The 18,556-nt window shown below is 53.9% G+C and carries 20 protein-coding genes; 10 read left to right on the forward strand and 10 right to left on the reverse strand.

What is annotated here, in order from left to right; all coding sequences use genetic code 11:
• Nucleotides 1-2 precede the first annotated feature (2 nt).
• On the reverse strand, nucleotides 3-893 hold the full coding sequence (locus AB4P96_RS19965; protein WP_219268428.1) for a hypothetical protein: 891 nt from the start codon (nucleotides 891-893) through the stop codon (nucleotides 3-5).
• Between the two features lie 857 nt (nucleotides 894-1,750).
• On the opposite strand from AB4P96_RS19965, the gene AB4P96_RS19970 reads away from it, so the two are divergent.
• Nucleotides 1,751-2,335 carry a hypothetical protein gene (locus AB4P96_RS19970; RefSeq protein ID WP_219268429.1) on the forward strand — a complete coding sequence of 195 codons (585 nt, stop codon included), beginning with the start codon at nucleotides 1,751-1,753 and terminating at the stop codon, nucleotides 2,333-2,335.
• Nucleotides 2,336-2,748: 413 nt separating this feature from the next.
• Nucleotides 2,749-4,233 carry a hypothetical protein gene (locus tag AB4P96_RS19975; RefSeq protein ID WP_395599980.1) on the forward strand — a complete coding sequence of 495 codons (1,485 nt, stop codon included), beginning with the start codon at nucleotides 2,749-2,751 and terminating at the stop codon, nucleotides 4,231-4,233.
• On the opposite strand, the gene AB4P96_RS19980 is transcribed toward AB4P96_RS19975, so the two are convergent.
• Nucleotides 4,225-5,160 (reverse strand): reverse transcriptase family protein, encoded by a 936-nt coding sequence (locus AB4P96_RS19980; RefSeq protein ID WP_395599981.1) that lies wholly within the window; start codon nucleotides 5,158-5,160, stop codon nucleotides 4,225-4,227. The genes AB4P96_RS19975 and AB4P96_RS19980 overlap by 9 nt on opposite strands.
• Before the next feature lie 312 nt (nucleotides 5,161-5,472).
• On the opposite strand from AB4P96_RS19980, the gene AB4P96_RS19985 reads away from it, so the two are divergent.
• Together AB4P96_RS19985 and AB4P96_RS19990 are read left to right on the forward strand one after the other, a co-directional pair.
• Nucleotides 5,473-6,429 (forward strand): endonuclease domain-containing protein, encoded by a 957-nt coding sequence (locus tag AB4P96_RS19985; RefSeq protein ID WP_256344534.1) that lies wholly within the window; start codon nucleotides 5,473-5,475, stop codon nucleotides 6,427-6,429.
• A gap of 305 nt (nucleotides 6,430-6,734) precedes the next feature.
• The gene (locus AB4P96_RS19990; RefSeq protein ID WP_395599982.1) at nucleotides 6,735-7,265 is read left to right on the forward strand and encodes a hypothetical protein; all 531 of its coding nucleotides are present in this window, start codon (nucleotides 6,735-6,737) and stop codon (nucleotides 7,263-7,265) included.
• Between the two features lie 203 nt (nucleotides 7,266-7,468).
• Here the strand turns inward: AB4P96_RS19990 and AB4P96_RS19995 are convergent, their stop codons facing one another.
• The 3 genes from AB4P96_RS19995 to AB4P96_RS20005 form a co-directional block, all read right to left on the reverse strand.
• Nucleotides 7,469-7,774, reverse strand: a complete 306-nt coding sequence (locus tag AB4P96_RS19995; protein WP_039011496.1) for a hypothetical protein — start codon at nucleotides 7,772-7,774, stop codon at nucleotides 7,469-7,471.
• A gap of 116 nt (nucleotides 7,775-7,890) precedes the next feature.
• A complete protein-coding gene (locus tag AB4P96_RS20000) occupies nucleotides 7,891-8,439 on the reverse strand; it encodes a hypothetical protein (RefSeq protein ID WP_395599983.1) in 549 nt (182 codons plus the stop codon).
• Entirely contained in the window at nucleotides 8,396-8,851 is a 456-nt protein-coding gene (locus AB4P96_RS20005) for a hypothetical protein (RefSeq protein WP_395599984.1), read from the reverse strand. The genes AB4P96_RS20000 and AB4P96_RS20005 overlap by 44 nt, the downstream gene beginning before the upstream one ends.
• 598 nt (nucleotides 8,852-9,449) lie before the next feature.
• Between AB4P96_RS20005 and AB4P96_RS20010 the strand changes: the two genes are divergently transcribed.
• From AB4P96_RS20010 to AB4P96_RS20030, 5 genes are all read left to right on the forward strand, one after another.
• The gene (locus tag AB4P96_RS20010) at nucleotides 9,450-9,743 is read left to right on the forward strand and encodes a hypothetical protein (protein WP_056859523.1); all 294 of its coding nucleotides are present in this window, start codon (nucleotides 9,450-9,452) and stop codon (nucleotides 9,741-9,743) included.
• A 445-nt stretch (nucleotides 9,744-10,188) separates the two neighbouring features.
• On the forward strand, nucleotides 10,189-10,680 hold the full coding sequence (locus AB4P96_RS20015) for a GNAT family N-acetyltransferase (RefSeq protein ID WP_395599985.1): 492 nt from the start codon (nucleotides 10,189-10,191) through the stop codon (nucleotides 10,678-10,680).
• Nucleotides 10,681-10,855: 175 nt separating this feature from the next.
• Nucleotides 10,856-11,401 (forward strand): hypothetical protein, encoded by a 546-nt coding sequence (locus AB4P96_RS20020; protein WP_395599986.1) that lies wholly within the window; start codon nucleotides 10,856-10,858, stop codon nucleotides 11,399-11,401.
• A 193-nt stretch (nucleotides 11,402-11,594) separates the two neighbouring features.
• Nucleotides 11,595-12,014 carry a GNAT family N-acetyltransferase gene (locus tag AB4P96_RS20025; RefSeq protein ID WP_177034989.1) on the forward strand — a complete coding sequence of 140 codons (420 nt, stop codon included), beginning with the start codon at nucleotides 11,595-11,597 and terminating at the stop codon, nucleotides 12,012-12,014.
• 63 nt (nucleotides 12,015-12,077) lie between these two features.
• Nucleotides 12,078-12,971: an AraC family ligand binding domain-containing protein gene (locus AB4P96_RS20030; RefSeq protein WP_017139682.1), complete on the forward strand. Its 894-nt coding sequence runs from the start codon at nucleotides 12,078-12,080 to the stop codon at nucleotides 12,969-12,971.
• On the opposite strand, the gene AB4P96_RS20035 is transcribed toward AB4P96_RS20030, so the two are convergent.
• Nucleotides 12,913-13,500: a LysE family translocator gene (locus AB4P96_RS20035; RefSeq protein ID WP_017139683.1), complete on the reverse strand. Its 588-nt coding sequence runs from the start codon at nucleotides 13,498-13,500 to the stop codon at nucleotides 12,913-12,915. The genes AB4P96_RS20030 and AB4P96_RS20035 overlap by 59 nt on opposite strands.
• Nucleotides 13,501-13,821: 321 nt before the next feature.
• Nucleotides 13,822-14,256, reverse strand: coding sequence for a helix-turn-helix domain-containing protein (locus AB4P96_RS20040; protein ID WP_138453489.1), 435 nt, complete (start codon nucleotides 14,254-14,256; stop codon nucleotides 13,822-13,824).
• 107 nt (nucleotides 14,257-14,363) lie between these two features.
• On the opposite strand from AB4P96_RS20040, the gene AB4P96_RS20045 reads away from it, so the two are divergent.
• Nucleotides 14,364-15,062, forward strand: a complete 699-nt coding sequence (locus AB4P96_RS20045; RefSeq protein ID WP_170038540.1) for an SDR family oxidoreductase — start codon at nucleotides 14,364-14,366, stop codon at nucleotides 15,060-15,062.
• Nucleotides 15,063-15,252: 190 nt separating this feature from the next.
• On the opposite strand, the gene AB4P96_RS20050 is transcribed toward AB4P96_RS20045, so the two are convergent.
• The 3 genes from AB4P96_RS20050 to AB4P96_RS20060 all read right to left on the reverse strand — a co-directional run bounded on the left by AB4P96_RS20050 (nucleotide 15,253) and on the right by AB4P96_RS20060 (nucleotide 18,508).
• Nucleotides 15,253-16,698 carry a mechanosensitive ion channel domain-containing protein gene (locus tag AB4P96_RS20050; protein ID WP_395599987.1) on the reverse strand — a complete coding sequence of 482 codons (1,446 nt, stop codon included), beginning with the start codon at nucleotides 16,696-16,698 and terminating at the stop codon, nucleotides 15,253-15,255.
• 231 nt (nucleotides 16,699-16,929) lie between these two features.
• Complete coding sequence (ycaC, locus tag AB4P96_RS20055) at nucleotides 16,930-17,556, reverse strand: isochorismate family cysteine hydrolase YcaC (protein ID WP_138453962.1); 627 nt, start codon at nucleotides 17,554-17,556, stop codon at nucleotides 16,930-16,932.
• Between the two features lie 85 nt (nucleotides 17,557-17,641).
• The gene (locus AB4P96_RS20060; protein WP_138453963.1) at nucleotides 17,642-18,508 is read right to left on the reverse strand and encodes a pirin family protein; all 867 of its coding nucleotides are present in this window, start codon (nucleotides 18,506-18,508) and stop codon (nucleotides 17,642-17,644) included.
• Between the last annotated feature and the right edge of the window lie 48 nt (nucleotides 18,509-18,556).

Below are 18,556 nucleotides of genomic sequence, written 5' to 3' on the forward strand. Positions count from 1 at the left end.
TGCTATATTATGTCTTGGTTGCTGATTCTTGGAGCGAGTTCTTCAAGAATTCTACTTTTGCAGTAAGGGATGAATTCCGTGTGTCGTGAGTAAAATAAGCCGGGGGTGTTGGCGTCCACTAGTAGGTGGGTCATCACTTCGCTTACGCACATAACCCCTAGAGATTTGCCTTGTCTTTCAGATGTAATCTGCTCAAGATTTGTTCTTATGAAATTATTTGATATTGCCCGATGTATGGCTGTCCCTTCTTTCATCGAGTTAGGTCTGAGTGTTGACGAACTAGGCAGAAGGTCGGATACGTTTATGGCTATAAGTCCGTATACTTTAGAGGAGGCATCAGTTTTCACTCTAGAATATATCTGCTTGCTCGCCTTTTTTATATTTGTGCCTATTTTTGCTTGGGATTTAATTCTCTTGCACTCAACGAATAGTTTTCCATCGCCAACTAAGTCTACCACTACATCGCATATGCCAGTTAGCGAGGTGCTAAAGCCTGCTTTCATGAATCTACTTGCAATTGAAAGCTCGAAAAGAAAATCTCTGGCTTGGTCATTTTCGCTATTGGCCCTGAATTCTTGACCTGAAGCCACCTTCCGGATTTGCTCTGTGAACTCTCCAGAGTCAATTTCTTTTAAGCGGTCGTATATTCTGATGAGCTGATTTACTTCAAGATAAGCGTTGTCAAATTTTTTCTTGAAACTCAGCAGGTCTTCATTTTCCAGGTTGTTGTGGTTGTTTGCGATTTCTGTAAATTTCTCGAAATGCTGCTTGTATACGCCATATCTGTTTTTGGAGTAGGCTATTCCAAGTTCACCAAGCCACTCACAAGCCTCGGCATATAGAGAAATCAAATTATCTAGCTGGTGTGAGTAATGTTTGTCGTCACTTTTCATTTTTTGTCTTAAGGGGTAGGTGGGTCAGTCTTAAGTTTCTGGTTTTGCTAGACTTTAAAGGGCAGGCTAAAACTGATTGTATTCTAGGCCCAAAACTCTTTCTGTTTGAGCAGCTTACCCCAGTGAGTATCCAGTAATCAACGGATTACGGTCTCAGTGCAACCAAGCTTTTGGCTGCGAAATTTCGTGCCGTGAAATAGGCTATTCCCAAGGGTTCTGCGCTAACACTTTAATATGCATGGTGTAATTCTGTTTGGCATTACCTGTATGCGTAAGTATGTATAACTCCTCGCGGCGAGAATACCGATGCTTAATTCAAATATCTGAGGCCTGATAAAAGTGGGGACTACCGTTCGCCACAATCCGCTTTCGATCCAAATTTGTCAGTCGACCGACCACTTCTGGCCGAAAGCAATCGGTCGCACAAATTAATATTGCCCATCGCTTCGCATGCCTGATACGACCGCAAACTCTGGGCGTAGCGGCGGGCTGATCAAGAGATGATTACTTAGAAATTGCTACGGGAGCCGGGGCACAGGGGCCTGAATGCAGAGCCTGCGAGAGTTTTAGGGCGGCCTACGTCCAATCCATTATCGAGCGGATCGTTCCTGTGGAGCTACGAGCGTCGGACGTTGGGGCAAAAATGGGGCAAACCGCACGCCAATCTATGCCCTTCAATGCTAATTATGCAGTTTTGCAACCGTCTGTATGCACGCATTAAAGCCAGCAACCACGGGCCTTTCCCCCCAAATCCCCCACATACCCCTACACAATCGGGGTGTGGCAAGGTATGACTGCGAAGCAGTCCGAGCTGGAAAAGGCTAGAGCTACATCGGCTCACAGAGCAGGAAAAGGAAATGATCCGAAAGCATTACCGAATCGACCAACAAAAATTGCCGGCCGGCTACCCTACGCACCGACACTCGAACGAATTTTGGGAGCAATTGGGTCGTACCGTTGCTACCTACGGATTCTTGGAGCAAGTATTGGGCCGCGCCATCTTCGCTCTTACCGCCACACGCAAGTATGCTCAGGATGAGCTGGAGGAGGCATACGGCAAATGGTTGGGGCAGCTTGAGAGGGCCTTGTCCGATTCTCTTGGCGGGCTCATCAATGCGTACGACAACGCATTGCGAAAGCACCATGAGTCGCCAGTCTATAATCTCGAACAGTTGATCGGGGACCTCCAATGTGCTGCCCAATTACGCAACGTGCTTTGCCACGGATCCTGGCAGGCACCGGATGGCGAAGGTAAGTCGTTTCCGCTGTTTGTCGATAAAAAGCAGAGAGTCTTTGCCACCGCTATTGATGCCTCCTACCTACAACAGGTTCGTGTCGACTTGACCGGCCTGATTTGTGCGGTCATCGATTCCATCAGCGGCCTGGGCTTGCAATTCCCAGGATCGGGTGGGCCGGGTGAGGTCATCTGGACTAACGGGTGATCGCTTGTTTCAAGTGCGCATTCAGCGTCGGCGAGATCCCTGACGAAGCTGCGAGTAAATACACAGCTTGCATAAAAATTGCTACATAGCGAGCTACAGCGAAATAGCTAGCCAAGCTGGGACCTGATGGGGCCCTACGTCCAATCCATCATCGGACGGATCGTTTAGCTAGCTTCCCTGCGGTCGTATGGGATCCTAAGGTGCCTTCCGCGAAGGGCAGCAGTCGGCCAGAAGCGGACTTCCGACTGCGTCCGTGGTAAAAAAGCATTCGGCAAGATCTGGAGCGCCAAGCCCCAAGCCATTTGGAAGTCGGCTCTCGACAGAATTGATGGTACTAGAAATTGGTCAATTCGCGGCGTAGAAAAGTCGGAATCATATAGAATTGGCCTTTTAAGCATCTAGATGGATCTATTATGTCTCAGTCAACCGAATTAACTGGTGGCGCCGGGTTTGTCTATGAAAGCCATGTTGCTGCATATTTCATGTCTGCCCTTCTTGCGGAGACCGTCAGGCCTCCATTACAAAGTAAAATAAAGAGCGTACGTCTTCAACAAGCTGCTATGGGTGCTCCTCTTGATGATGTCATTATCGAATTTGATACTTTAATTCAGATGAAGGCGCACTTCCAAGTCAAGCGCAGCCTCATCATATCCTCATCTAAGACCAATGAAGATTTCAAGGAGATTGTTGTTAATTCCTGGAAGACCTACATTAATTCAAAAAAAGAAAATCGTAATGACATTTATGGAGCGCTAACGGACGAAATAGCAAGCTCATCCCTGAGAAATGTTCAAACTGTCTGTGAAAGCGCACGAAGTAGCGAGAGTAGCGAATCATTTTGGGCTATTGAAGCTCAGGCCAGCGTAAAATTCAGAGAGTTCATTGATGTACTACGTAACATCTTAGATGGCGCACAGATCCGGAGGACCCCGAACGAATTATATGAATTTCTCCAAGGGCTTCATATAGAGTCTTTAAGAGTCATGACATCGGGCTCTCCATTGCTCACGTCAGCGATAAACGAACTTAAGACAGTGCTTAGGGCAGAACATCGCGCGACCGACCTATGGGAAACTCTTAAAGGAATAGCAAGAGAAGGAGCGGGCCAAGCTGCCACTTACAACAAACGGTCACTTCAACAAAAATTGGTATTGTTTTCCTTCAAAGACATAGCTGTTGAGCAAGAAGTAAAGACGGAATTAGGACCGTCAAGAATTGGAAACTTGGAGGCCACCCCAATTACGTGCTCTCTTGCCTTTTCGCATATTAGTATCGAGCAGAGCGATGTCGCACTTACCGCATTAATTGTAACAGACGAACCTGAAGCGTTATCTAATCAGATACAGTCTTGGAAAGAGCTCGTTGCTCGGAGCGCATTAATCCCTGATGCGAATAGGTCTGAGATTGCTCGAGAACCACTAAAAAATATAGTCGCGCAGCCTGTATTAGCACATATCCTCCTTCAGAACTTGGCTGTGGCAGACTTTTCTGCCTATGTTTATTATGCGCGAAAGATAAATATTGAAAATTGGGATGAAACCAGATACGAACTTGAATTTAAGACACTGCCCTTGCTTCACAGATTGAGCAGCAAGCGCGAATTGATTGATGAGCTTCTCACTACTGAGGTAAACGCCAAACGATTTTCAGACGCTGCCATAAAACTTGTAGCTGAAAACTATCACCGTGAAATCGAAAGCCCTACACTAAAAACCAGTACTGGAAAAACTTCAGCAATTAAAGAGCTTGCGGATATTGTCGCTAAAATAACTGCTAGCTTCATCGCGGGTGATCAAGTTGCAGTTGCCCAGATTGGCTATATTAAGACGAGAATTAGATATGGCGAGAATGTTGTCACGAGGGAAAAACACTTGCGAGATCGTAATCCGCTAGCGTAACTGCCTCAAAAGTCTCCATAGCTTTTTAGCGAACTCTGGCTCAATTGAGTATGCATAAGCTATCATGCCTTTCATTTGGGCCCAAGAAGGTGTAATTGAATCTACTCGTCGACTTCTTTCAAAGTGCTCTTTTCCATATTTGCTTGCGTAGTAGACTGCAAGCCTAAGCCTCCTTTTCAATTTTTTTGGAAGTCTTGGTTTTTCTCGATCAACTACAGATAGTCCTGTGACAAACTGTCTCGAACCACGTCGCTGGACATAACAGCCGCTGTCTCTAAGTTCAAAACCGTTGTATTTAACAATCTGGCTAATAGCGCTAATATCTGGCGTTTCCTCCCCTGACATGGTCATATTGTCCGCGTAGCGACTATATATGCAGTCATGGGTGGAGGCTAAATCTAGCATCGCTTGATCCAACCCCTTGCAAACTAGATTCGAAATTGTTGGACTGCAGCGAGTTCCTTGACGCAAGAATCCGTCAATGGTTGAAATCCGTGCTAGCAATTCTGAAATTTGAGGGGTCGCTCCAATTGTTAAAAAAGCTTTCGCAATTTGTCGTTCTGTAATTACGTTGAAAAAATTTCTTATATCCGCGTGAAGGATTAGGCTTTTACGGAGATGGAGCTCAGCGTTTGTTAGGGTCGAGCGTCCCTTGAGAAACCCTTGTACGTGCGTACCAAAGCTAGCGCTGTTCGTGACCAACATCGAAACAGATCGGTGGAGCTGGGTGACCCACTTATGGTTTGCCTTATAGACCTCTCTAAATTCCCCTTTACGGTTTTTTCCGCGTTTTGGGATTTCGAGCTTCTCGTAAAACCCTTCCTGGCAATCCGAAACTGCGTATTCGATTATTTTTGACTCGCTCACACCTGCCGCTTGAGCTAGCTCTTGGGTGGAATGAATGTCTTTCAGGCGTCTTGTAGTCATTAGAGGCTGCAGAGAATGAGGGGCGGCTGGATGGAATATGTAAGACCTCAAAGATCGGGCACGGACTCATGCCCACGGACATAACCGCGGTCAGTCATCCAGCCGCCACTGTGAATCTACCATACCTTGACTGGAATGTGGATGTCGTCTCCGATTCGCTCTCCTTCTTTAGTCGTATGCCTCATAAGAAATGCTAGGAGACTGGCTCAAAAACGAAATCCTGAACAGATCCCAAAGCAACACATGAGCCTCAGCCACTAGACATTGATCACCTGAAAGTTGAAAGTGCGTTTTTCGCAATCGGAAAGCTACATGATGAAAAACTTAGGTCATCCCATGTCGACACCGCCGAGTTGGTTTCACGATCGAGGGCCATCCCCTATTGAGGACGAGTTCAGCAAGGCTGCTTCTGACTTCGCGGGCCTGATTGAAAGAGAACATTGGTTTGGTGACGCGGATAAGCACCATCGTTATCGGGTGGATTTCATATTAAAAGATGCGCGACTCATCATTGAGCTTGATGGTCATTCATCACATTCAACAAGAGATCAGTTAGAGAAGGATGCTGTCAGACAACGCTATCTAAGCCGAGCCGGCTACACTGTGATCCGTTTCACAGGACGAGAAATCGTCAGAGACGCGCAGGGGTGTGTTTCAGAGGTGCGTCAGATGTACGAAGAGCGCATGCAGCGCGCTCCTGCTAAGTTTCGAGTCATGTACATTGACTACTCATTTGTCAACAAGCAGATGAATGAGGCTCTAAAATTTTACCGGGGAATTCACCCTAGCAAGGAACTCACCTTCCAGCCGCTTGAAAAAATCATCCCTCATGCAATTGAGTGGTTGCATGAAAAGTCATTTGTCACGGCCTTCGTATTCTGTCCTGCTGAACTACGCAGTGAAATAGAACATTTGAATGCAACTATCTTGGAATATGACAAGGGTGAAATCAAATTCAGCATTTTGGCAAGTGAATTTTACTCGCTGGACTTGGGCGAACACCTAGAAAGTTTTGCTCACTTTTTTGACGAGTTCATGGTGATCGCTGATGATCCAATCTATCGAGACCCCATTCGTGCCGTACTGCCAGCGAAGATTACTGAAAAAACCGTCGGAGCTTACACTCACAAATATCTTGCGAATGCTAAACTTTTACGTTTAGGCAATGACGAAACCTCCTTCGCCGGTACCGAGTTGGCTTACGTACGCTGGCAAGACATATTCTACCCAATCGGATTCGCTTTGGGGCTGAGCAGATACGAACTTTAGTTATTTGAACGATAGTTTTTCGAGGCGAATGGTACGCAGAGGATGGGGTAGTCATGAGCTGCTGGCTTATTCCAATCTCTGCAATAGCAGGCGACCGCTTTTGGCCCTTTCCAGGCTATCGCTACCGTCAGCGTTTGGATGGAAGCAGCTCCCGGGTCGCAACTCCGTTTCTAAACGTAAGATGCCCTTTGCAAAAGTTAGGGGGGGCAAGCGTGAGTCGGCTAAAGCGTAATGCCGCAAGCTCTGCCATTCACTAATTGGAAAAGGAGAACAGCGCGATGGAGATGGCCGGTAGTGGAGGAATCATGACCTACGTGAATGCAGCGATAGCTTTAGTGGCGCTGTACCTGAGTATACGTAACCGAAAAACTCAGATAGCGATGTATCGGCTGACTCAGTCGACGCACTGGAGCAGCACGAACGATTTTCATGTGATCAGCGCCGAGCAACTAGATGACTCGGTTTTAGTTAAGTTGGTTTTCTTTAACCCCGGGTCGGTGTCAGCAGTGATACAAAGCTTAGCTGTTTATGAAATCCCCCGCCCAGTCTGGTGGTTACCACGCCGACTGGATTGGTTACGAAGGAAACGTCTAGAACTTGCAAAATGGTGGCCTACCAGAGACGAGGAGGAGAAAATACCTCGCTTATTTGCAGATAGGTATCAGGAGCTGATGGTGAAAGAAAATCGAGTAATCCTTGTGAGATTCCCTGGCATGATCAATCGGCTTACTCATGCGTTTGAACTGAAAACCAATCATGGTTTGATCACGACGTGGTATGCCCTTGACTTCGTAGAAAAGGGATTTGCGTATCAATCCCATCGAAATTTCAAATAATGATAAACGATGGTCAGTATTTGCTTGGAAAGGCAGCCGCGTCGATGATTAGAAATGCGCGTATGAAGTGAGGGATGTAGCTTGCGGAACGCCGAGCAACCCTTATTTTGCCCGAAGCGGACTATACGCGAACGTCCGCTATTGGCCGATAGCCGTCTTCCGCTCCGACGATGGCGCGTCCTGTTCTACTCTCCGATCAGACCTCATGCCCTCCAGCTCAAGGGCATTTCGAACACTTTGGCAAGCCGAGCCAGCTTCTCGGCAGATCTGGCTGAGATAGCGAGAGGGGGCTCCTTGATCATGTAGAACAGATGATCGAGTGCGACACCCGCTTCGCCGTGCGCGATGTAGTCCAGAACGATTTCTGCCCCATTCTCAAGACCTGACTGTGCCAGTGGATGATCATCAGGCAAGGGGCCAAGCTGCGCATATTCAGCGGACATCAGTGTAGAGACCTCATCCAGCACTTCGAGGAGATCTTCACGCAGATCGGGACTCAGCTGATTCATATCACCTCAATCCAAGTCGTCATATGCTCAGTTTGTACCACCATTTGCCGAAGAGTCGCAGCGCTGACTCCATGACGGACAGCTTTCGACCCAATGTGGATACTGCAGAGATGAAATCACGCTCGCTTAAAAGCAACCTTAATCGCCGCACCAGCTTGACCAGCGAGCAAAGCTATCTCAGAGTTGATGACAACCTCGCTCCAAGACAATTTGGTTGCGACGCACACTATTAAATACAGCTCACAGTAGCGCCCCCCGAGTTCGGTTTTGACCCAAGCAAGGGTACCCCCTAAGGCAGCCATCGTGACTGGGATAGAGATATACCGGCTTCCGTCCGTCACTCGCATGCCGCCACGACGACATTCGAAGTGAACGGCCAGTCGTTCGTAGGTCTCAATGTCAATGCCATGCACGACGACGAAATAGCTTAAGCAATCATCTTGGTTCACTGTAGTGATCATATTTTTACAGCCTACCTCGCAGGCCAACTCGTCATTGGTGTCATAGCAGATAAATTCCGCTTTTGGCCCACTTCTGCCAGTGTCGACCGGCTGTATTGGGTCGTTTTCTTCCATCTCGCGACGGGCCGAAGACGACCCAAAGCCGACATAACTCCGTGCATTATCGTTTTTCCACAACAACCACATAATCGGAGAAGTCGACATCACCCACCCCGTCGCTACATTCCAACGTCATCGTGCCATCGGTCCCGTGGACGTGAATTCCAGCATTGCCAACCCATGCATTCATGCCAAAAGCGCTCTTCCAGACGTTCCAGATTTTTAGAACGTTTCCACCTTTAGAAAACACTTCTATCTCCAAAGCATCGGGACTGGTATCAGACCGCAAAACTATTTCGGGACAGCCGTTGCCAAAGCCTTCGACGACGATTTTCCCGCCCATCATCTTTAATGCCAATCCTTGCACTCGACCGTTCGTAGCGCCCAATCGACGAACTGAAAAGACGGTTCTAGGCTCTGTGATCTTGATCTCCATGATCGCAACGATAGTTTTTCCATTGAAACTTATGGGCTTCCCTTTGGTGCCCATAAATGTAGAGGAGAGTGTTTCTTCCATTTTTTGATCCCAGGAATATCTCAGGTGCCTTGCCTCAGTTTGGCCTAGCGAGGTTAGCATCCCTATACCTTAAGGGATTATGAATGGCTGCTTCTGGCCGATTGCTGCCATTTACGGTGGACGAATCTCAGCTATTTGCGCCCGGTTATGCTCGTAGGCAATCGGAGAATTTCTGCCAGCTATGCACACAGACCTACAGAAGCTCCCGCTGCAAACGACTGAGCAGGACTAACGCGCATGGCTGCCCAGGCCTGTGAATCTAGCCAAATCTTCCAGACCTAGGGGTGGGGAAATTATGACTGAGGTTGATACATCCTCTCAGTTGCACCCTAGCTACCCACACCTTATAGTTCGCCCCGTCGCCAGCCATGGCCAGCGACAGGGTTTCGCAGCCCTAAAACGATTCACACCAGCACCGTCAGACATACCCCAGCCGGCTCCCGGCTGCCGAATGTTTTATGGCGGTTGTGCGTGGGAGACCTTCGGGTCTGCCGGGTTTTGGTGTAAATCGTCCGGTCTGCGAACCCGCGCACAGCTGCCACCCAATCTGTTTCGCAGCAGAGCCGGTGGTAAATCTTTTTTCTTGAGGATTTACACCATGACTACTCAACACCCGCCCCGCCGCTTCACCCCCATGTCCCAAACCGCTACCGAATACCCTGTCCTGCTCATCGACAGCGACGCCCCGCTCAGCGAGCTCCATGCCTGCGCCAGCGAGCGTCTCAATGCTGCCCTCGCCTACCTGCACCTGATGGCCTGTTCCAATGTGTCCGACTACGCCGAGCATGACGTTAATACCGTCGCCAATACCGCGCGGATCATGATCCAGGACGTGTCGGATGTGTTTACGGTGATGGAGCGGCGCGGTTTTGATGTGCCTGCTGTGAGTTGACGTGATGTGAGCTGTGAGGAAACCCGCTTTGGCGGGTTTTCTGGTTTTTGGGGCGGCTACTGCCTGCCGGTCTTGATGTTCACAACGTTCTTTCTAGGCGGCTCGCCAAACTGGCGCTTGTATTCTCGACTAAGGTACGCGGTGATAGGCGTGATGCTCGATTCACACTCCCCTCTTTTATTGGCGAAAATGGCTGTTGGAAAACCCGGCTTCTGTGGCGAGGGAGCTTGCTCCCGCTGGGCGCGAAGCGGCCCCAAAAATGGGACTGCTACGCAGTCCAACGGGAGCAAGCTCCCTCGCCACAATTACCGGCTATGCCTTAACTGACTGGCATTAGCGCAAGCCCGCTCGCCACAGTGGGCTGTTTGCCGTCACCACAATCTGTGTCAGGCACTGGATGTTTCTTTATGATGTGGCCTTTCGCTTAATGCCCCAGGAACCTCCCATGCCCCCCCTCACCTTCCGCAACGCCCTGCCCGCCGACGCCGCGCGTTGCTTTGAAATCGAAACCAGCGCCTACGAAGGCGATGAAGCGGCGACGCTGGAGAAGATCGCCACGCGTATTGCGCAGTACCCCGAGGGCTTTTTGATTTTGGAGGCGGATGGCGCGGTGGTGGGGTTTATCAATTGTGGCTGCGCCCATCAGGTGGTGATGTCGGATGAGGCGTTCAAGGAGTTGGTGGGGCATGCGGCCGAGGCGCCGAATGTGGTGATCATGTCGGTGGTGGTCGACCCGGCGCAGCAGGGTAAGGGCTATTCCAAACTGCTGATGACTGAGTTTGTGCAGCGCATGCGCGCGATGGGCAAGCAAACGATTCATTTGATGTGCAAGGAGCAGCATGTGCCGTTGTATACGCGCATGGGTTACGGCTATGTGCAGCCGTCGCCGTCGGAGCATGGCGGGATGGCGTGGCATGAGATGGTGATGGGCCTTTAGGCCGTTAACTTTCTGGTCGTGTTTATGTAACGGGATTTACGCCCGTCAGCCATCATTGAACGGGCAACTGTGTTGCAACAGGTAAGAAGCGCGCCTCTATTGCCTTTTCTGACAGCCAAGTTGAAACGTCATACGCGGTTTTGAGCCACGGCCTATAGACCGCACCCATCGTTACATGAGCGCAGTCACCAGCAGTTTTGAGCAGTTACATCTGCAAAAAATCACCTTATTGAATGCCTTGGCAGGGCTCTGTAGTTTTCGAAAGGAATCGCCGGATCAGGTTCTGGCGATACTTTCTCTTAAAGATCGCCGAGGTACGTCCATGTTTCCAATCACCCGTACGCCCTACACTCCCCCTTCGCACATCCAACACATGCATGAGGCAGCTCACCGTGATCCCTTGGATCGCGAGCCCCAGGCCTCGCATACAATCATGTCCCCAAGGGGCAAGACGGCAAACCAGGCAGATTTCCCGCTGGTCAATTCGAATACCAAACTCTGGGCCAGCCTCGAACACCGAATTGATAACGACACCCCCTTGCGCAACAAGATGGATGACACTGCCGGTGACGATGCCGAAGTGTTCGATCCAGAGACGCAAACATGGCAGCCTACCCAAGCACTCGGCGGGGGGCTGCACGCCAATCTTGGCGACGCTTACCGCGAAGCCATCGATTTCGAAATCAAGGCCGACAACATGGGCGGCTGGCAGCGAGTGTGAGTCGCTGACGGTGTTAGGCTCCGTGGAGGGTGTTCTAAGCGCTAGACGAACCCGGCCCACACCTTCGGCCGCTCGCAGGAGCTGTCTCTGCTGATGGAAGGCGCACAGGTGGTGGCGCAGAACAAAGGCTTTGATCAGGTGGGTGAACGGCTGATGCACATGGTGCGCCAGCGGCTTTGAGGAGCGAGAACGCATGAGCATGATTGAAATCAGCGACCAACCCAACCCCGACGCCGAGCGCCTGCTGGGCGATGGCCTTGCCGCCTTCAATGAGGCCGTCACCGGCGGCAATGATCGTCGGCCGTTGATGGTGTTGCTCAAAGACTCGGACACTCAGCAGCTGCTCGGTGGCATCACGGGTAAAACCACCCTGGGCATGGCCTTCCTCGACCTGTTCCACTTGCCCGACGCCCTGCGCGGTTCGGGCCTGGGCAGCCGGTTGCTGCAGGCCTTCGAAGACGAGGCGCGGCGCCGGGGCTGCCAGCATGCGGTGCTGTACACCCTGAGTTTTCAGGCACCGGGGTTTTACGAGAAACAGGGGTGGGTGCGGTTGGGTGAAATACCCTGCCAGCCCGAAGGCAGCAGCCGGGTGTTTTTGTCCAAGCAGCTTTGAAGCTGACGACTCCGGCGCTCTGTGCAATGATCGCAACTCGCCTCAAGGGATGGAGCCACCGCCATGTCGCTGAACACCCCGCCTCACCTCGCGCACGCGCCACGCTTCTGGCGTGACGAGCGCTTGCCGTTCATTGAGGCACGCACCATCGCCGACGGGCGCAAGGTCACTTACACCCGTCACGCCCACGAGCATTTTTCCATCGGCGCCATCACCCGCGGGCGCAGTTATTACCACTATGGCGCGCAGACCTTCGAGATCAGCGCCGGCACGGTGGTGTTGATGAACCCCGGTGATGTGCACGCGTGCAACCCGATCCACGACCAGCATTGGTCGTATCACATGATTTACCTCGACACACCGTGGCTGACGGACCTGCAATACCAGCTGGGTTTCAGTACCGAGCAGGGTTATCGGCCTTTCAATACGCCGCATACCCGCGACACGGTGTTGTATAACGGCCTGATCGAGCTGTACGGCATTCTGCTGGATGAGCAGGCCGAGCTGCTGCAAAAAGAGAGTGCGCTGGTGAGTTATTTCACCGAAGTGCAGCAGCGCCTGAACCCGTCGCTAACGCCGCTGCGTGAGGTCAACCACAAGCTGGAGCGCGCCGCGGAGTACATCCGCGCGCACTGCACCGAGGCGTTGAAGCTGGAGGATATTTGCCTGGCGGCCGAGCTGTCGCCGTCGTATTTGATTCGTGCGTTCAAGCAGTATTACGGGCTCACGCCCCATGCGTTTCTGGTGAACCGGCGCATTCAGTTTGCCCGCACGCAATTGCGCAATGGCGAGCTGATCGCCGATGTAGCCCTGGCCGCCGGGTTTGCCGACCAGGCGCATTTTCAGCGCACCTTCAAACTGCATTTCGCCGCCACGCCGGGCCAGTACCGCGACTTGCTCAAGCCATCAGCAAATAACCCACACTGGCCACCAGCAACGCGGCCATTGAGCGGTTGAACAGGCGCACACCTTGGGGGTTGCTCAGGTAGCGCCGCAAAAACGTGCCGGCGTAGGCCCAGCACGCCACCGACAGGTAGCAGATCACCAGGTACAGCGCCGCAAACAGCCACACTTGGCGCGCATCGCCATCGGCCACGAACAAGCCCATGCCCGCCACACAGGCCAGCCAGGCTTTGGGGTTGAGCCATTGCATGATCGCGCCGTAGAGCATCGATGGCGCGGTGGCAGTGCCTTCGGCGTCGAGTCGGCCATCGTCGACCGCGAGTTTCCAGGCCATGTACAGCAAAAAGGCGACCCCGCCCCACTGGATCAACTGGGTGAGGATCGGCCAGCGCACCAGCACTTCATGCAGGCCCAGGCCAATCAGCACCAGCAGCAAGGTAAAACCGACGGCGGCGCCGACTACGTGTTTCTGGCTGGCGGCAAAGCCAAAGCGCGCGCCGGAGCTGAGCGCCACCACATTGACCGGGCCGGGGGTGATGGAAGTGGCCAAAGCGAAGGCGGCCATGGAGATGATCAAGCTCATTGCAGTTCCTTTTGGTGATGCCGAGTGACGATGGCTTCACGGTAAAGGGCTGAGCTGCGGTGGTATTGAAGAAAATGCCCCTGAGGTCTTGGAGGCTTTGCCTGAGAGCGTTTCAGGTCGCCATGTTCCCTTTGTGGCGAGCAGGCTTGCCCTGCGTTGGGTGGCGAAGCCGCCCCAATCCAGGCGGCGCGGTGAGTCAGGCAGAAAGAGCTGGGGCTGCTTCGCAGCCCAACGCAGGGCAAGCCTGCTCGCCACAACAAGCCTGTTTTCCATAACAAGCCTGTTTGCCACAACAGCCTGCTCGCCACAATGGCCCAGTCTTTATGCCGCTGGCATCTGGGTGATGATGTCTTCCAGGCCCAGCACCCGGCCATCCTCGGACACGATCTCAACCTTGCGCAGCGGCTTGAGCAAGCGCGCATCCAGCAAGTGGGTGGCGCCATCGGCCGGCTGCGTGAAGGTTTCGCCCCATTGCGCCAGGGTTACCAGCACCGGCATCAGCGCGCGGCCTTTGTCGGTGAGTTGATATTCGCTGCGCGCGCCCACTTCACTGGTTTGCAACAGACCTTGTTCGACCATGTCCTTGAGGCGCGTGGCGAGGATGTTTTTCGCTACGCCCAGGTGTTTTTGAAAGTCGCCGAAGCGCGTCACCCCGGCGTAGGCGTCGCGGATGATCAGCAGCGTCCACCAATCCCCCACCACGTCGAGTGCGCGGGCGACCGGGCAACAGTCGCCTTCCAGGCATTTGCGTTTCATCGTCGGGCCTCCGGGCAATCAGAAATATTAGGTTGCATTATAGGACCAACAGGCTCAAGATAAAAACGGTTTCATTATTAAACCTAACTCGTCGCCTGGAGTGCATCATGGATATTCGTGGAAAAGTGGTGTTGGTTACCGGTGCCAATCGTGGCCTGGGCAAAGCGTTTGTCACCGCGCTGCTGGCAGCGGGTGCGGCCAAGGTGTATGCCGGTGCGCGCGACCCGGCCAGTGTGGATATCCCCGGCAGCACGCCGATTGCCCTGGACATTACCGACTCGGCCAGCGTGCAGCGCGCCGCCGAGCAGTGCGGCGATGTCAGCGTGTTGATCAACAACGCGGGCTGGCTCAAGTACGGCTCGTTGCTGGCCGAAGACAGTATTGAAAACCTGCAACAGCACTTTGAGGTGAACACCTTCGGCACCTTGCGCCTGAGCCGCGCTTTTGCGCCGATCCTGGCCCGGCACGGTGGCGGCGCGTTGATCAATATCCTTTCGGTACTGAGCTGGCTGAGCCCTCCCGGCTCCGGCGGCTACAGCACCTCCAAGTCGGCGCAATGGGGTCTTACCAATGGCCTGCGTGGTGAATTGCGCGAGCAGAACACCTTGGTGATCGGCGTACACCCGGCCTATATCGACACTGACATGGTGGCGGATGTGCAGGCGCCAAAAAGCACCCCGCAGGAAGTGGTGGCCATTACCCTCAAGGCATTAAGTGAGGACCGCGAAGAAGCGCTGATCACCGACATGACCCACGCGGTAAAAGCTTCGCTGTCCACCGACAGCCCGGTGTATTTGAGTCATTGAGCAACCAGCAGTGCGCGCCGAACCCGGTGCGCACCTTCCAACTGAAACAACTCAGTCTGAATGTGGGAGCGGGCTTGCTCGCGAATGCGTAGTGTCAGTCGATGCATAGGCGACTGACCCACCGTATTCGCGAGCAAGCCCGCTCCCACATTTAGATCGCGTTATATCCCGAAGATATGGCGTTACGGCCTCACAACCCGCGGTTACGCAGCCATTGCAAAAAGCCTTTCTTGACCGGCACCACCGGCGCGTCCTGGGTCAGGGCTTGCGCGGCGTGCACACGGAAATCCAGCAGTGCCTTCATCGCTTCGCTGATGTCGTGGCGCGCGTCCAGGCAGGGTTTTAGGTACTCATTTTCGATCCGATACAGCGTGCAGAAGGTCTTGGCGGTGAAGTCCGCCAGCGCCGCTTGATCGGACAAAATCCCCGACTCGCCAATCACCTCGCCCGGCCCCATGCGCCCGGCTTCGAACGTGTGGCCATCCTTGATCAACATCACCGAGACCACGCCGGACTCGACGATAAACAAATGGTCGCTGACCTCCCCCGCCGGCAGGATCATCTCGCCGGCACGGTAGGTGTGCAGGGTCATGTTCTGGCTGAAGGTGTCTTTTTCCTCTTGGCGCAACGTGGAGAAAATCGACGAACGCTCCAGCAATGCCCGTGCGTGTGACATCACCGGCGGCGCGCTGCTTTCAGTGGCCGACAGCAGGCCCACGCCCGCTGCTTGCAGGTGACGGAACGCCAGGTCGTAAAGCTGGTTACGCACTTCGCGCTTTTGGCCCATGGCCGGCACGAACCCGCTGATCTCGTATTCCACGCCGCCACTGGCCGAAGCCTTGAACGCCACGCTGGGCGCGGGTTTGGCCAGCAATGGCCGGCAACCTTGCATCGCGCGCTCCAGCGCTTCGATCACGGTTTGCGGGCGCGCATGCGGGCTGACTTGCAGGCTGACCGCCAGGCCGAACATGTCCGCCGGGCGTGAGAAGTTGATGATCTTGGCCTTGGCCGCCAGGGAGTTGGGGATCACCGCCATGCTGCCCTGGGAGGTTTGCAGGCGCGTGGCGCGCCAGTCGATGTCGGTGACGCGCCCTTCGGTGCCGTCGATGGAGATCCAGTCATCCACCTGATACGGCTTGGTGGTGTTGAGCACGATCCCGGAAAACACGTCGCTCAAGGTGCTTTGCAGCGCCAGGCCGACGATGATCGCCACCGCGCCGGAGGTGGCGAGCACGCCCTTGACCGGCAGGTCGAGTACGTAGGCCATGGCGGCGATGATCGCGATCAGGAAGATCACTGCGCCCAGCAGGTCTTGCAACAAGCGCCCGCCGTGCCCGACGCGATTCATCATGACCGTGCCGAGCAATACCGTGAGGGTGCGCGCTGCGAACAGCCACCAGCCGATCTGCAACGCCGTGGCCGCCAGGTGCAAGGCGGTGTTGTCGCCATAGGGCGCAAGCTGCATGGGGTTCATGCCGTCGTTGAACAGCACGGCGCTGAACACCGCAAAGATCGCCAGGCGCGCCGCCAGTTTCCAGTTGGCGAGGTTGGCGGAAATAAGCCGCCACACAGCGATGTCGATAAAGATCAGCGCCACGGCGCACAGCATCGGGTGATCAGCGATAAATGAAGGCATCCAGGCGACTCCAGGGTGTGTGGCGAGAAGATCGCATGAATCGGCAATACTGAATAACAAAATGTGGGAACAGGCTTAATGTGGAAGCAGGCTTTGTGTGGGAGCTGGCTTGCCTGCGATGCGGACACCTCGGTATGACTGATAAACCGAGGTGATGCCATCGCAGGCAAGCCAGCTCCCACACTAACCCGCTCCACACAGGGGGTATGTGGCAACCCTTGGGTCTTGCGCTTACTTGGCGCCAGTCAGCGCGTTATAGCTGGTAAACAGGTTGCGATAGTCCGGGATATGGTTGGCAAACAAGGTACCCAAGCCTTCGATATCGTTGCGCCAGTCGCGGTGCAGCTCACAGGCCAGGCCGAACCAGGTCATCAGTTGCGCGCCGTTGGCCGACATGCGGTCCCAGGCCGAATCGCGGGTGATTTCGTTGAAGGTGCCGGATGCGTCCGTCACCACGAACACCTCAAACCCTTCAGCCAGAGCCGACAACGCAGGGAACGCCACGCAAACCTCGGTTACCACGCCGGCGATGATCAGTTGTTTCTTGCCGGTGGCCTTGATCGCCTTGACGAAATCTTCGTTGTCCCAGGCATTGATCTGGCCAGGGCGCGCAATGTACGGCGCGTCCGGGAACAGTGCCTTCAGCTCCGGTACCAGTGGGCCGTTGGGGCCGGTTTCGAAGCTGGTGGTGAGGATGGTCGGCAGCTTGAAGTACTTGGCCAGGTCAGCCAGGGCCAGCACGTTGTTCTTGAACTTGTCCGGTTCGATATCTCGCACCAGAGACAGCAGGCCAGCCTGATGATCAACCAGCAGAACGGCGGCGTTGTCCTTGTCCAGACGCTTGTAGGGAGTAGTCATGAGTGCTTCCTCTTTTCCATGGGCGACAGCCATCCTTGGCCGGTAAACCGGCCTGGCCATCTGGGTTGGGTGTTGCGGGGGTGAATCAGTGATGCATCTGGCCGAACTGGCCGGACTGGAAGTCGGCAAAAGCCTGGTGGATCTCTTGCTCGGTGTTCATCACGAACGGGCCGTGGCCGACGATAGGCTCATCGATAGGTTCGCCGCTGAGCAGCAGGAACATCGCGTCGTTGTTCGACTCCAGGGAGAGTTGGTCGCCGTCGCGTTCGAACAACGCCAGTTGCCCTTCGCGCACCAATTCCTGGCCATTAACCTGCACCGTGCCTTTGAGCACTACCAGCGCGGTGTTGCGCCCGGCGTGCAGGTCGAGGGTCACAGACTTACCGGCATTGAGGCGCACATCCCACACGTCGATCGGCGTGAAGGTGCGGGCCGGGCCTTGTTTACCGGCAAACTCACCGGCAATCAGGCGCAAGCTGCCGGCGTTGTCGGCCAGCGGTAATGACGGGATATCGCCGTCGAGGATGGTCTGGTAGCCGGCATCGGTCATTTTGTCCTTGGCCGGCAGGTTGACCCACAACTGCACCATTTCCAGCGCGCCGCCCTTTTGGGCAAACGCTGCGGAGTGGAACTCCTCATGCAGGATGCCTTTGGCCGCCGTCATCCATTGCACATCGCCTGGGCCGATGGTGCCGCCAGCGCCGGTGGAATCGCGGTGCTCGACTTCGCCCTTGTAGACGATGGTCACGGTTTCAAAGCCGCGATGCGGGTGCTGGCCGACGCCACGACGTGCTTGGGTCGGGGTGAAATCGGCCGGCCCGGCGTGGTCCAGCAACAGGAACGGGCTGATGTGTTTGCCCATGGTGTCGTAGGAAAACAGCGTACGAACCGGAAAGCCGTCGCCTACCCAATGGCTGCGTGGGCTGGTGTAGATACCGATGATATTTTTCATGGCGTTTCTCCAAAGGCGTGAAAGCAGTGCATGTACACAGCTTAAATC

It is taken from the genome of Pseudomonas sp. B19125, from assembly GCF_044218855.1.
GTDB lineage: Bacteria > Pseudomonadota > Gammaproteobacteria > Pseudomonadales > Pseudomonadaceae > Aquipseudomonas > Aquipseudomonas edaphica.